The organism is Parabacteroides sp. merdae-related_45_40, assembly GCF_001915675.1.
Window position 1 is genome coordinate 41,361 of record NZ_MNQY01000117.1, and the last position, 15,496, is coordinate 56,856.

At 45.8% G+C, this 15,496-nt stretch carries 8 protein-coding genes; all 8 read left to right on the forward strand.

The genetic code is table 11. The annotated features are described in order from the left end of the window. The first annotated feature begins 41 nt into the window (after positions 1 to 41). The 8 genes from BHV83_RS15215 (at position 42) to murA (ending at position 15,366) form a co-directional block, all read left to right on the forward strand. Entirely contained in the window at positions 42 to 3,470 is a 3,429-nt protein-coding gene (locus tag BHV83_RS15215) for a TonB-dependent receptor (RefSeq protein WP_122299896.1), read from the forward strand. A 6-nt stretch (positions 3,471 to 3,476) separates the two neighbouring features. After that, positions 3,477 to 5,309 (forward strand): RagB/SusD family nutrient uptake outer membrane protein, encoded by a 1,833-nt coding sequence (locus BHV83_RS15220; protein WP_005648399.1) that lies wholly within the window; start codon positions 3,477 to 3,479, stop codon positions 5,307 to 5,309. Between the two features lie 16 nt (positions 5,310 to 5,325). Beyond that, positions 5,326 to 6,000: a DUF3823 domain-containing protein gene (locus tag BHV83_RS15225; protein WP_005648397.1), complete on the forward strand. Its 675-nt coding sequence runs from the start codon at positions 5,326 to 5,328 to the stop codon at positions 5,998 to 6,000. Between the two features lie 198 nt (positions 6,001 to 6,198). After that, the gene (locus BHV83_RS15230) at positions 6,199 to 9,156 is read left to right on the forward strand and encodes a glutaminase domain-containing protein (RefSeq protein ID WP_286757711.1); all 2,958 of its coding nucleotides are present in this window, start codon (positions 6,199 to 6,201) and stop codon (positions 9,154 to 9,156) included. A 36-nt stretch (positions 9,157 to 9,192) separates the two neighbouring features. Then, positions 9,193 to 11,004, forward strand: coding sequence for a glycoside hydrolase family 2 protein (locus BHV83_RS15235; RefSeq protein WP_286757712.1), 1,812 nt, complete (start codon positions 9,193 to 9,195; stop codon positions 11,002 to 11,004). Between the two features lie 4 nt (positions 11,005 to 11,008). After that, positions 11,009 to 12,862 carry a glycoside hydrolase family 2 protein gene (locus tag BHV83_RS15240; RefSeq protein ID WP_286757714.1) on the forward strand — a complete coding sequence of 618 codons (1,854 nt, stop codon included), beginning with the start codon at positions 11,009 to 11,011 and terminating at the stop codon, positions 12,860 to 12,862. 600 nt (positions 12,863 to 13,462) lie between these two features. Further along, complete coding sequence (locus BHV83_RS15245; protein WP_005641367.1) at positions 13,463 to 14,065, forward strand: DUF4290 domain-containing protein; 603 nt, start codon at positions 13,463 to 13,465, stop codon at positions 14,063 to 14,065. Beyond that, positions 14,062 to 15,366, forward strand: a complete 1,305-nt coding sequence (murA, locus tag BHV83_RS15250; protein ID WP_005641366.1) for a UDP-N-acetylglucosamine 1-carboxyvinyltransferase — start codon at positions 14,062 to 14,064, stop codon at positions 15,364 to 15,366. Before BHV83_RS15245 ends, murA begins: the two co-directional genes overlap by 4 nt. The last annotated feature ends 130 nt before the right edge of the window (positions 15,367 to 15,496 follow it).

Genomic DNA, 15,496 nt, shown 5'->3' on the forward strand with positions numbered 1-15,496 from the left:
GTAACAATTAAATCAGTAATTTATTAAATCTTAAAAAGGTTATGAAGAAACGAAAGTTCTTTAGTAACAGTGGCATTTTGAAATGGAAGATGCCATTATTGATAAGCATTTTATTTTGGATGAGTTTGCCCGGGACGGCCGAAGCGGAAGTTCAGCTTCGTTCCATCTCGCTCCGGTTGGAAAATGTTTCGTTGAGCGAGGCGCTTTCACGGATCGAAGAGGCAAGCGGTTATTCATTTTTCTATGATGAGAATAAGATTGATTTGTCTCGTCAAGTAAGCGTGAATGCTCAAAACAAGGCTGTTAAGGATATTTTGAAAAATATCCTGTTTTCGACGGGAATGACATTTGAAATATCGAACAACCAAATTGTCTTGGTTCCGGAAAAGAAAGCAGCCGCAAAGGAAGTTTCCGTGGCTGTCGTACAGCAACAAACACATATAGTAAAAGGGATCGTAGTCGACAATTTGGGTGAACCGGTACCGGGAGCCAATGTCGTTGAAAAAGGGACGACCAACGGTATCATTACAGATATGGATGGTGCTTTTTCCTTGACTGTGGCTCCTGATGCCGTGTTGGAAATTTCTTATATCGGTTATGTCACGCAGTCTGTTTCGGTCAAAGGAAAATCTACTTTGAATATAACTTTGCGTGAAGATTCGCAGGCGCTGGAAGAAGTGGTGGTGACCGGTTTCGGTCTGTCGCAGAAAAAGGCGACGCTGACGGGTGCCGTCACGGCCGTCGGTTCGGAAGACATCAGCCGTTCGGTTGCCTCCACGGCTTCGGGTGCACTGGTCGGTAAGATCGCCGGTTTGAACACGCGCCAGACGGATGGCCGTCCGGGGGCTACGACCAGTATCCAGATCCGTAACATGGGTGATCCGTTGTATGTGATCGACGGTGTGCAATCGGATGCAGGCCAATTCAATAATATCGACTTCAATGATATCGAGAGCATTTCTGTGTTGAAAGATGCTTCTGCCGCTATTTACGGTGTGCGTGCGGCAAATGGTGTTGTTGTTGTCAATACGAAAAAAGGTAAACGGAACACTAAGAATACGGTTTCTCTGAACGCATACTACGGTTGGCAGAATCCGTCTACTTTCCCGAAACCGGCGGATGCGGCGACCTATATCACCAATTATATCCAGTCTGAAACGGTTCAAGGAAAGACCGACTATACATATAGTAAGGAAGACTATCAGAAATGGTTGGCGGGAAAAGAAAAAGGATATGTGCCGTTTGACTGGTATGACTTCATCTGGGAAACCAATCCTCAGTATTATCTGAATGCCAATATCTCCGGTGGTTCGGATAAGACGAACTATTATGTTTCTGTCGGTCACATGAGCCAAGACGCGATGATTGTAAATTATGGTGGATTTAAACGTACCAATGTTCAGATGAACATAGACACGCAAATTACTTCTCGTTTGAAAGTGGGAGCTTCCATGAATGGCCGTATAGAAGAAAGGAAAAATCCGGGTGTTCCGGAGGCAGATGATTATTGGATGCCTCGTTTTGGGACATATCGAAATTTGCCGACAAAGCGTCCTTTTGCAAATGACAATCCTAAATATCCGACATTGACTTCTTCTAATGCCGCGACGAATTTCGGATGGTTGAATTATGAATTGTCCGGAGAATATAAAGAAACTTGGCGTGTGGCGCAATTACAAGCCACGGCGGAGTATGATATTTTCGATGGTTTGAAGGCAAAGGCTTTGGTCGGATATTATCTGGCATATCAGCAGATGAATAATCAGGAATATACGTATAAATTGTATGGCTATGATGAAGCGACGGATACTTATCCGGTGATTTTCGAGAATAATAATCCTTGGAGAGAAAGACGTGTGGGACACAACGAAGAATTGATGTCGAATATTCAACTGTCTTACAATAAAAGGTTTGGAGATCATAATGTGGCCGCTGTTGCCGGGGTTGAATCGATTAAGCGAGATACGCCGACTTCCTGGCTGCATGCTATTCCGACGGCTAATGCGTTACATCTGATTGATTATGAGACGATGGATACATATAATGATGAGGGTAATGAAACGGAGGCACGTTTGGGGTGGATGTTCCGTGGCAACTATGATTATGCCAATAAATATCTGGTTGAATTTTCGGCTCGTTATGATGGATCTTGGAAATTTCCGCCTGATCATCGTTGGGGATTCTTCCCTTCCGCTTCTGTCGGTTGGCGTATTTCGGAAGAAAATTTCTGGAAGGAATCCAAGCTATCGAATATTTTCAGCGATTTGAAAATCCGTGGATCATACGGTATGGTGGGTGACGATAACGTTTCCGGATATGCGGCGTTCGATTATATGAGCGGTTATAACTATAAGAATGGCGGTTCTGTTATTGATGGGAAATATACGATAGGTTCGGTTCCGCGCGGACTTCCGGTGACGACATTGTCTTGGATCAAGGCTAAGATTCTGGATGTCGGCTTTGATGTTGCTTTTTTGGATAATCGCTTGACGGGGCAGTTCGACTTTTTCCGCCGTCAGCGTGACGGGCTTCCTGCATCTCGTTATGATGTCCTGTTGCCATCGGAAGTCGGTTTCAGCCTACCGAAAGAAAACTTGAATTCGGATGTGCACATGGGGTATGATGCGGCTGTTCGGTGGACAGACCGGGTAGAGGACTTCACATATTCTATCGGCGGTAATATTACGTATTCCCGTTTCTATGATTGGGAACAGTATAAACCGCGTTTCTCCAATTCTTGGGATGTGTATCGCAATTCGTTGAACCATCGTTTCGGTTATCTGAACTGGGGATTGGAAGCAATCGGACAGTTCAATAGTTGGGAAGAGATCGCCACTTATCCGATCGACAATGACCGTCAGGGTAATAAGACGCTTCGTCCGGGTGACATCAAATATAAGGATGTGAATGGTGACGGTGTGATTAATAGTTTGGATGAACGTCCGATTGGATATCGGGAAGATTCCACTCCGATTCTTAATTTCGGTTTGAATTTTTCATTCGGTTGGAAAGGATTTGATTTGGCGTTCGATTTTACCGGTGGCGCGATGGGATCCTGGTATCAGCAATGGGAACAACGTAACCCGTTCCATGATGGTGGTAACAACCCGCAATATTATATGGAAGACACATGGCGTTTGTCTGATATTTGGGATGCAGACAGTGAATTGATACCGGGAAAATATCCGATGTTGTTGATTGGAAATAGTTCGCACAGTAATTATTGGAACAGTACCTTCTGGAAAAAGAATGTCCGGTATGTCAAATTACGTAATTTGGAGTTAGGATACACGCTCCCGAAACATATTGTGGAAAAAGCGTTGATCTCGGATCTGCGCTTTTATGTGGCGGGGACCAACTTGTTGACATTTACCAATGCTCCGGGTATTGATCCTGAATCGACGGAAGGAAATGGTTTGGGATATCCGACAACACGTATTATAAATATTGGTGTAAACCTTAAATTTTAGGTAGAAATGAAGAAGATATATATAATGTCGGCCTTGGCAGTTTGTTTGTTCTCGGCAACGGCTTGTAGTGATTTTTTGGATCGTGAGCCAGATAAGATCATGACGGATGACCAGATTTTTGGTGATGCGGTGATGATTAAATCTGTTTTAGCGAATTATTATGGTCGCGTAACATGGGGACAACACATAAATGATAGCTATTCCATGACTTATATTGATGATGCGGCAAAAATGGATGGAGGACCGGATCAACGCTCTACGTTCGAAGATGATCTTTGGCGAGTGTATGATTATACGTTCATCCGTAATGTGAATCAGTTTTTAAAAGGGTTGCGTGAAACGGAAGTCCTGAAAGATTCTGAGAAAGCTCCATTAGAAGGGGAGGCGCGTTTTTTACGTGCTTGGTGTTATTTCAATATGTGCCGTGGTTTGGGCGGTATGCCGATAATCGGAGATGAGGTGTTTGACTATCAATCTGGTATGGATATAACTACGATGCAGTTCCCACGTTCGACGGAAGCAGAGATGTATGATTATATCATAAGTGAATGCCAGGCTGTTTATAATTTATTGCCGGCGGAGAAACAGATAAATTCTGCTCGTGCAAATAGGTGGACGGCTAAGATGTTGGAAGCGCGTGCCGCTGTCTATGCTGCTTCGATCGCTAATTATAATAATAAAATGTCAACTCCGATTAGAACAGAGGGAGGGGAAGTTGGGATTCCGGCTGATAAGGCATCTGATTATTATAAAACGGCTTTGGCTGCCGCAGAGAATGTGATTAAAGACAGTCCTTATATTCTGCAGGATCGGCGTCCGGACAATAAGGGATTAAACTTTTATGAGGCGACATCCGTAAAAGACAATAATACAGAAGTTATTTGGGCACGGGATTATAAATATCCGGGGCAGACTGTTGAGTTTACGAAATATAATATTCCTAAGTCTCATGCGGAGGATATTGACAATAGTTATGGCGGTCCTGTTTTAAATCTGGTTGAAGCCTATGAATTGCTTGATACGGATACCCCTGGGACGGATAGTAAGGTCGTGACTTCTGAAAATGGGACATTTAAGTTTTATGATTCGTCTGATGCTCCATTCAAAGACCGTGATCCTCGTTTATGGGGAACTATCCTTTATCCGGGTGCGGAATTGAAAAGTGTTCCGGTCGTATTGCAGGCAGGTCAGTTGGTAAAGAATAATGGAGAATGGGAGCTGATAGCTGGTGATTTGGACTCTAAAGACGCCAATGGAAATGCTTTGACTGCATTGAACGGTCCGAAAGAGTCTAATGAACAGTATGTTAATAAGACAGGTTTTTATTATCGTAAATTTATTGATGAAACTCCTGGAGCATCGACGCGTGGTCGTAATTCCGAAATGTGGATGCCTCGTTTCCGTATGTCTGAAGCCTATATGATTGCGGCCGAAGCGTCTTTCGAACTGGAAAACGGACGTGCAGCCGAATTTATCAATGCCGTGCGTAATCGTGCAGGTGTGAAGCCGTTGGAAACTGTTACATTTGAGAATATCGTGCATGAATATCGCGTTGAATTTGCTTTCGAAGACCATCGTTATTGGGATATGAAGCGTTGGCGTTTGGCTGATAAAGTCTGGAATGGAAACAACAATGATCCGCAGGCTCGTCACCGTCGCCTCTGGCCGTATCGTGTGGTTGCACCGGGTGACCCGAATGACGGCAAGTGGGTGTTTGTGGAAGACTTCTTGTTCATGTCTCCGAATGCACGTTATTTCCGGATGCAGAATTATTACAACTTCCTCGATTTGGGCTGGGTTAACAATAATCCTAAGTTGGTAAAGAACCCGTATCAATAATTAAAAATGCATGAGTATGAAGATTATATCTAATATTTTTTCGGTAATTTTACTGCTGGTATTGTTTTCCGGCTGTGGAAAAGATAATTTTGATGCGCCGGAATCCAAACTGGTTGGTAGAGTTACTTATCAGGGACAGGCTTTGAACTTGCGTGGAACCGGCGAAGCAGTCCAGTTGCAGTTGTATCAGGATGGTTATGAGAAGAATGATCCGATTTCTGTTTTTGTAGGACAAGATGGTACTTTCTCCGCTCTTTTGTTTGATGGTGAATATCGTTTGACGACAAGAGACGGGAACGGACCGTGGGTGAATAATCATGAGTCCGTAACCGTGAATTTGAAAGGACATACGGAAGTGAATCTGGAAGTTACTCCGTATTTTATGATTTCGAACGAACAATTGTCTGTTACGGGATCGGCAATGAACGCGTCGTTTATGATTAACAGGATTGTGCCGGATGCGAAGATCAGTCGGGTGATGTTGTTATTAAGCAAGACGCAATTTGCGGATGATGTCAACAACTTGTACCGTCAGGACTTCTCGGATGTCGTTCCCGGTAGCGTGAATCTTTCTGCCGATATTAGCGGTAATACCGAAATAGTAAAGGCAAAAGCCCTTTACGCTCGTGTCGGTGTTTTGGCTAACGGAGCGGATCAGGCTATCTATTCGCCAGTGGTTCGGTTGAAGTGATAAGGTTATTGCCGGATAGGATGCTTGAAAAACGGTTATCCTATCCGGTTTTGCGTATCAAGCTGATTTCATATAGTTTTGATTGATATTTGAAAGTAAATGATTGATAATTGAAAATGTGATAGAAGGCGAAAGAATACCTTTGCACATGATTTATTATCAAGTCAGTTTGTGTTTAATTATATATATTTATTAGAAATGAAGAAGGCCTTTCTGATACTATTGATTTGTTGCCAAGGGATACTGCTGAACGTGTCCTGCGGTTCAGGGAGTTTGTTTGAGCCGGATAAAAGGAACGCATTGCGCGCTCCTTCTTATCCGCTTATTTCCGTAGATCCATATACCAGCGTTTGGTCGTTTGCAGATGAATTGAATGCTGATGTGACCCGCCATTGGACCGGCAAGGAACAGGCCTTGTTGGGGGTAGTGGATGTGGATGGTGTTTCTTATCGTTTCATGGGAAAGGAAACACCGGAAGAGGGAGCATCGGTTCGTTTTGCGACTGCTGCCCGACAGTTGTCTGTGAATGTCCTTCCCACGCAAACTTATTATACATTTGAATGTGGTCCGGTTTTGCTCGATGTCGTTTTTACGGCTCCGTTATTGCTGGATGATTTGGATCGGATGTCCATGCCGGTCAATTATATTTCTTGGCAGGTTCGTTCGGCAGATCAAAAGAAGCATGAGGTACGGGTGAGTGTCGAAGCTTTTTCATCTTTGGCCGTCAACACGGAGGATCAGGCGGTCATGGTTGAGAGGGAGGTGGAAAACGGTATTTCTTATTTGAAGACAGGAACGGCTGAGCAGGCTGTTTTGTTACGCAAAGGGGATGATGTCCGTATTGACTGGGGTTATTTCTATTTGGCGGCACAAGTGGAAAAGGAGACGGTGATGGAGGTTGGCGATCGGAAACAACTTGTCTACAGCCATATTTTGGAGGCAGTGTCTTCTTCTCCGAAGGCCGGGTTCCTGATGGTGGGCTATGACGACTTGTATGCCATCCAGTATTTCAAGGATAACCGGATGGCGTATTGGAAACATAACGGTAAGAAAAATATCCGGCAGGCATTTGAAGAATCAGCGAAGGAATATCGTTCGGTTATGGAGCGCTGCCGTCATTTCGACACTCGTCTGATGGAAGACGCGGAAAAAGCCGGTGGAAAAGAATATGCAGAACTTTGTGCCATTGCTTACCGCCAGGCGGTGGCGGCCCACAAACTTATAGAAGATAAAGACGGGAATCTGTTGTTTCTTTCCAAGGAGAATTTTAGCAATGGTTCGATCGGTACGGTTGATGTGACGTATCCGTCTGCCCCCTTGTTCTTACTTTATAATCCGGAATTATTGAAAGGAATGCTGAATCCGATTTTCCATTACAGCGAAAGCGGACGATGGAACAAGCCTTTTGCCGCCCATGATGTCGGAACCTATCCTCATGCCAACGGGCAGACATATCCTTTCGATATGCCGGTCGAAGAATGTGGGAATATGTTGATTCTGACAACTGCCATCGCTCTGCGCGAAGGTAATGCGGATTATGCTCGTGAACATTGGAAGACGTTGGGTGTTTGGGCTAATTATTTGCTGAAAGAGGGACTTGATCCGGAAAATCAGTTGTGTACGGATGATTTTGCCGGACACCTGGCCCATAATGCAAACCTTTCGATAAAGGCGATCATAGGGATTGCCGGATATGGAAAGTTGGCCGAGATGTTGGGAGATAAGGAACAGGCTGTCAGGTATGTTTCAGCCGCTCGCGAGATGGCAGAGAAATGGGAGCGGATGGCTGATGATGGAGATCATTACCGGCTGACATTCGACCGGGAAAATACTTGGAGCCAGAAGTATAATCTGGTTTGGGATAGAGTTTTGGGCTTGCATATCTTTCCGGACAGGATCGCCCGGAAGGAGGTCGCTTTCTATTTGAGTCGGCAACAGCCGTTCGGCCTTCCGCTTGACAGCCGCAAGACCTATACCAAGATTGATTGGATTTTATGGACAGCGTGCTTGGCAGATACGCAGGAGGATTTCTCCCGTTTGTTATCACCCGCCTATAAATATGTGAATGAAACCGAACCTCGCGTACCCCTGACCGACTGGTATGAGGCTACCGACGGCCGGTCCATCAACATGCGTGCCCGTTCGGTAGTGGGGGGCTTTTTTATGAAGATGCTGGAAAAGCAGATGTATAAACCCTCTTTTCGTCCTGAGCCGGCGGAAGAACCAGTGGTGGAAGCCAAGAGCACTTATCGGAATCCGGTGATCGATTACAGTTTGCCTGATCCGACCATCATCAAAGCGGATGATGGCTATTTCTACTTGTATGCAACCGAAGATATCCGCAATACGCCGATCCATCGTTCACGCAACTTGGTGGACTGGGAGGAGATCGGAACGGCTTTCACGGAAGAAACACGTCCGACCTTCGAGCCGAAAGGAGGCTTATGGGCACCGGATATCAATTATATTAACGGACAATATGTATTGTATTATTCCATGTCCGTCTGGGGAGGTGAGTGGACCTGTGGGATCGGAGTTGCTACATCCGACAAACCGGAAGGGCCGTTCATTGACAAGGGACCGTTGTTCCGAAGCAAGACAATTCAAGTTCAAAATTCTATAGACCAATTTTTCATGGAGGATAACGGGAAAAAATACCTGTTTTGGGGTAGTTTCCGCGGTATCTATGGGATAGAGTTGTCGGGAGACGGCCTATCTGTTCGGGACGGAGCCAAAAAGAAACAGGTTGCCGGAACCGCCTACGAAGGTACTTACATCCATAAAAGGGGCGATTATTATTATTTGTTTGCCTCGATAGGGAGTTGTTGTGAGGGATTGAAAAGTACCTATACTACAGTTGTAGGCCGTTCTGACAGCCTGTTCGGTCCGTACACGGACAAACAGGGACGACCGATGATGGAAAACCATCACGAAATCTTGATACATGGGAATGACGTTTTTGTCGGTACGGGGCATAACTCGGAAATCGTTACGGACGATCGTGGGAACGACTGGATTCTTTACCATGCCGTGAGTTGTGAGAATCCCACCGGGCGTGTCCTGATGTTGGATCGGATCCGTTGGAAAGACGGCTGGCCGGAAATCGAAGGGGCAAGCCCTTCGCTGGAGGCGGAAGCTCCGGAGTTTATTAATTGAAAATTATAATCATTCACAAATCATAAAGTATAAATCATGAAAAAGACCTTATTTGTATGTTGTGCATTGGCACTGGCCTTGGGTGCACAGGCTCAATGGAAACCGGTAGGAGATAAGATCAAGACACCGTGGTCGGAACAGGTAAATCCGGCGAATGTCCTTCCTGAATATCCCCGTCCTCAGTTGGAACGTGGCGATTGGCAAAATCTGAACGGGGAATGGGAATATGCCATCAAACCGGTTGGCGATGTAGAACCGGCAACATTCGATGGTAAGATTTTGGTTCCTTTTGCTGTCGAATCCTCTCTGTCTGGCGTACAGAAAGAAGTTGGCGAAAACAGCGAATTATGGTATAAGCGTACTTTTTCCGTTCCTTCAGCCTGGAAAAATAAGGACATCATGTTAAATTTCGGTGCGGTGGATTGGAAAGCGGACGTGTTTGTAAACGACATCCTGATCGGTTCTCATAAAGGCGGTTTCACTCCGTTCTCCTTCAACATCACTCCGTATCTGACAGGAAAGAACAACCAGAAGCTGGTTGTCCGTGTATGGGACCCGAGTGATAAGGGATATCAACCGCGCGGAAAACAAACCTCCCGTCCGGAAGGTATTTGGTACACACCAGTAACCGGTATCTGGCAGACAGTATGGTTGGAACCGGTAGCTGCTGCCCATGTGACTTCTGTAAAGTCTATTCCCAATATTGATAATAACACGTTGAATGTGACGGTCGGAACTTCCTGCAATTGCAATTCCGGCATCGTGACAGTGAAGGTGTTGGACAAAGGACAGGTTGTGGCTACGGCCAAAGGTGTTCAAGGAAAGGAATTGCGTTTGTTCGTACAAAACCCGACACTTTGGAGCCCGTCCAATCCTTATTTGTATGATATGACGGTTTCTTTGTCGAAAGATGGAAAGGTGCTGGATGAAGTAAAATCATATACGGCTTTCCGTAAGATTTCTTCCAAACGCGATGCTGCCGGCATTATGCGCATGCAGTTGAATAATCAGGATTTATTCCAGTTCGGCCCGCTGGACCAGGGATGGTGGCCTGACGGACTTTATACGGCTCCGACAGATGAAGCATTGTTGTTCGACATCAAGAAAACAAAAGACTGGGGCTTCAATATGATCCGTAAGCACGTGAAAGTGGAACCGGCACGCTGGTATTATCATTGCGATAAGGAAGGTATCTTGGTATGGCAGGATATGCCGAGCGGCGACCATGGCTCTTATATTTGGGATCACCATGTATATAACGGTGGAAAAGACAATGAACGTACACCTGAATCCAAGGCCAACTATTATCGTGAATGGAAAGAGATCATGGACCTTTGCATATCCAATCCTTCCGTAGTCGTTTGGGTTCCTTTCAACGAAGCATGGGGACAGTTTGAAACGGAAAAAGCGGCTGAATGGACAAAGACTTACGATCCTTCCCGTCTGGTGAACCCGGCAAGCGGCGGTAATCATCGTCCTTGTGGTGATATCTTGGATTTGCATAACTATCCGGCTCCCGATATGTTCCTGTTCGATCCGAAACGTGTGAATGTGTTGGGTGAATACGGTGGAATCGGCCTTCCGGTAGAAAACCATTTGTGGTGGAACAAACGCAACTGGGGATATGTGCAGTTTAAGAACAGCGACGAAGTGACGGCTGAATATGTCAAATACGCCAATATCCTGAAAGATTATGTGAAACGTGGTTTCTCTGCCGCTGTCTATACGCAGACAACTGATGTGGAAGGTGAAGTGAACGGTCTGATGACATACGACCGCAAAGTGATCAAGATCGACGAAGCTGCTGTAAAGAAAGCCAATCAGTCAGTTATTAACGAATTAAAGTAAAAGCATGAAACGGATTAGCATAGCTTTTTTATCTCTTTTTCTGTGCGTGGCCTCTGTCTGGTCTATGCCTCGTCCCGAATATCCCCGTCCGCAGTTCGAGCGGGCGGGTTGGGTCAACCTGAATGGGGAATGGACCTGCTCGTTTGATTTCGGCGGTTCAGGAATGGAACGCGAGTTCTATAAATCGAAAGGTTTTGACAAGAAGATCACTGTTCCCTTCTGCCCAGAAAGTAAATTGTCCGGTATTGGATATACGGACTTTATCAATCATTTCTGGTATCAGCGTCCGATCACGATCCCGCAGGAATGGAACGGAAAGAACATTCTGCTTAATTTCGGTGCGGTCTACTATAAATCGGAAGTCTATATCGACGGTGTTTTGGCTAGCCGCCATTTCGGTGGGACTTCCTCGTTTGCCGTGGATATTACTTCTCTGGTAAAGCCAGGCCAGACACATAGTCTGGTTGTTTATGTGGAGAGCGACGTCCGTGGGGCCAAACAAGCAGCCGGCAAACAGAATCTGCAATACGCTTCTTATGGCTGCAACTACACCCGTACGACCGGTATCTGGCAGACGGTCTGGATGGAAGCGGTCCATCCGGAAGGATTGCAATCGATTCAGCTTCTGACGGATATCGACCAGCAGCAATTGGTGGTTCGTCCCCGTTTCTATAAGGAAGCAGGTGGAAAATTGCAGGTGACATTGAAAGACAACGGCAAGGTGGTTGCCAGCCGGACGGTTTCGGCAAGCTCTCTGTCTTCTGTGGTCCTTCCGGTCAAGAAGATGAAGACCTGGAGTCCGGAAAGTCCTTTCCTCTACGATTTGGAGTACAAAGTATTGGATAAGAATGGAAATATAATTGATGAGGTCAATGGTTATGCCGGTATGCGCAAAGTGCATATCGAAGGCAATAAGATTTATCTGAACAATAAGCCTTACTACCAACGCCTGGTGCTCGACCAGGGTTTCTATCCCGACGGCATCTGGACGGCTCCGAGTGACGAGGCGTTGAAACGGGATATCGAACTCTCTATGGAGGCAGGTTTCAATGGAGCACGCCTGCATCAGAAGGTTTTCGAAGAACGTTTCTATTATTGGGCGGATAAGATGGGTTATCTGACTTGGGGGGAAGCTTCCAGCTGGGGGATGGATTGTAACGATACGGAAACGGCTCGTAATTTCATTACCGAATGGAGTGAGATTGTGCAGCGCGACCGTAACCATCCGTCACTCCTGATCTGGACGCCGACCAACGAGGAGTTCTGGCCCGACCGTGTGCAATATCCGCGTTTGATGCACGACCTCTACAACCTGACGAAAATGATCGATCCGACGCGTCCTTTCCATGGGGCAAGCGGTGGAACGCATATCGCAACCGATATCTGGACCGTTCATAATTACGAACAGGACCCCGCCAAGTTGAAGGAGAAACTGTATAACGGTGGCAAACTGATGGAAGCTCCGAAATGGGAAATCCATCTGATGCCGATGAATATCGGTTACAACGGCCTGAAATATACCGACCAGTATGCTTTCCCGGAATACAAGAAGGACATGCCTTACTTGGTGGATGAGTTTGGCGGTATCAAATGGAATCCGTCGCAGCAGATGGAGAGCGCCCAGAATACATCCTGGGGATATGGCGAACCGCCCCGTTCCCTGGAAGAGTTCTATGCTCGTCTGGAAGGTCAGGTGGATGCTGTGCTATCTCTCTCAAATGATATTTGGGGCTATTGCTATACGCAGCTTACGGATGTGGAACAGGAGCAAAACGGTATTTATTATTACGACCGTACCCCTAAGTTCGACATGAAGCGTATCCACGCCATTTTCAGTAAGACACCAGAATCAAAATAATAACGGACTAAAAATCAATTAGGGGGCAGGGAATATCCTTGTCCCCTAATTTTTTTGTGCCTATTCGGAGCGTTGTTTCTCAAAGTGGTAAGGAAAATGCAAAATGATCCTATCCGGACTCTGCCCGTTCTCAAGAAGCAACTGATCCGGAACATACCATAAACTATCTCGGAAGTCATAGTAAACTAATTCAAGGCATATAGCATATTATTTATATGTAGTACTACTTGTCACGAATACGTAGTACTATCTATCATCAATTGGTAGTACTACATATGGGCAATTGGTGGTGACTGCCAATAGATACTTTGCTATATGTTATCATTTAGTTCTTGAGGTGTTTGGAGTTAGTTGATGGCATGAAACGAGTTAGTGTACCAGTTATCTGCAGACCGATGTCATTTTAGTCATTTGCCCAGCCATGTTTTGATACGTTTGTTCATTGGCTTTTCAAAATAGTAGTAGGAAAGCAAACATATTATAATCGGTTTTCTTTCTCCTTGGTTGTTTTATAGGCTTTTCTTAACACTCTGCGGGGGAGGAGCCGTATTGTTTAAATCAATTATAATCTGTAACTTTGCCGGATAAACAGAATTTGTAATGAAATATAATACAGAAGAAAAGAAATTGGTTATGCCCGAATATGGACGCAATATACAGAATATGGTGGACTATTGCATTACCATTCAGGACAGGGAAGAACGTAAACGCTGTGCAGACACAATAATCAACATCATGGGAAACATGTTTCCCCATTTACGCGATGTAAACGACTTCAAACATATTCTCTGGGATCACTTGGCTATCATGGCCGACTTCAAATTGGATATCGATTATCCGTACGAGATCGTAAAGAAAGAAGACCTTTACTCACGTCCTCCGCGTATACCTTATAACAATTCGCGTATACGTTACCGTCATTACGGCAAGACGCTTGAGAAAATGATCCAGAAAGCAACCGAATTCGAACCGGGTGTGGAAAAGGACCAGTTGATTAAATTGCTGGCTACCCAAATGAAGAAATCGTTCCTTACCTGGAACAAGGAATCCGTAGATGATCGGAAGATATTCAAAGACCTCGACGAATTGTCGGAAGGTCAGATCATCTTGGATGAAGAGGTACATAAGCTGGCGGAAAGCCGTGATATACTCGCCCGCAACAATACGAACAACAAGAAAAACTATTCACGTAAAGGCCGATGAGTTCATTTGTCATAGAAGGCGGTTACCGGTTGTCCGGTGAGATTGTTCCGCAGGGCGCAAAGAATGAAGCCTTGCAGGTCATTTGTGCAACATTGCTTACGCCGGAAAAAGTGACAATCCATAATGTACCGGATATCCTGGATGTGAATAACCTGATACAACTCCTGCGCGACATGCAGGTGAAGGTGGAGCATCCGGCTGCCGATACCTATACATTTCAGGCCGATGCTGTCGACTTGAACTATCTGGAAACGGACGAGTTTTTGCGTAAAAGCGGTTCCTTGCGCGGTTCGGTGATGATAGTCGGTCCTCTGGTTGCCCGTTTTGGCAAGGCTTTGATCCCTAAGCCGGGAGGCGATAAGATCGGACGCCGTCGTCTGGATACTCACTTTGTCGGTATTCAGAAGCTGGGGGCTTGCTTCAGTTATGATCCTGACCGCCAGCTCTACGAAATAGAGGCGAAGAAGCTGAAAGGCGCTTATATGCTGCTTGATGAAGCTTCAGTGACCGGTACGGCCAATATCTTGATGGCGGCCGTGCTTGCAGAAGGAAAAACAACGATTTATAATGCCGCTTGCGAACCTTATCTGCAACAACTTTCTTCCATGCTGAATCGTATGGGAGCCCGTATTTCGGGTGTCGGCTCCAATTTGCTGACAATAGAAGGGGTTGAGGCGTTGGGTGGCACTACACATACGATCTTGCCGGATATGATCGAAGTAGGCAGTTTTATCGGAATGGCTGCTATGACCGGTTCCGACATCACGATCAAAAATACAGGCTATGATATGTTGGGGATTATTCCCGATTCATTCCGTCGTCTGGGAATTACGGTCGAACAGATCGGTGACGATATCCATGTCCCGACACACGATTCTTATCAGATCGAGACGTTTATCGACGGCTCCATTATGACGATTGCCGATGCTCCCTGGCCGGGACTGACGCCGGACTTGCTGAGTGTCTTCCTCGTTGTGGCGACGCAGGCTGTCGGCAGTGTGCTGATCCATCAGAAGATGTTCGAAAGCCGTCTCTTCTTTGTCGACAAACTGATCGACATGGGAGCGCAGATCATTCTTTGCGATCCGCACAGGGCGACTGTGATCGGGTTGGGCAATCGTTTCAAACTGCGTGGTTCCAATATGGTTTCTCCGGATATTCGTGCCGGCATTGCTTTGCTGATTGCGGCGATGAGTGCCGAAGGTACCAGCCATATCCATAATATCGACCAGATAGACCGTGGATATCAGAATATTGACAAACGGTTGAACGGCATCGGGGCGCGTATTACCCGACTTTAAACATTCTTGTCATGATTAAGAAAGAAGATGTTTTCAAGATAGGACAGTTTGCCAAACCTCACGGCATAAAGGGGGAGATCGCGCTGGTTACAAACAGCGATGTTTTTGACGATTCGGACGATCCGTATAT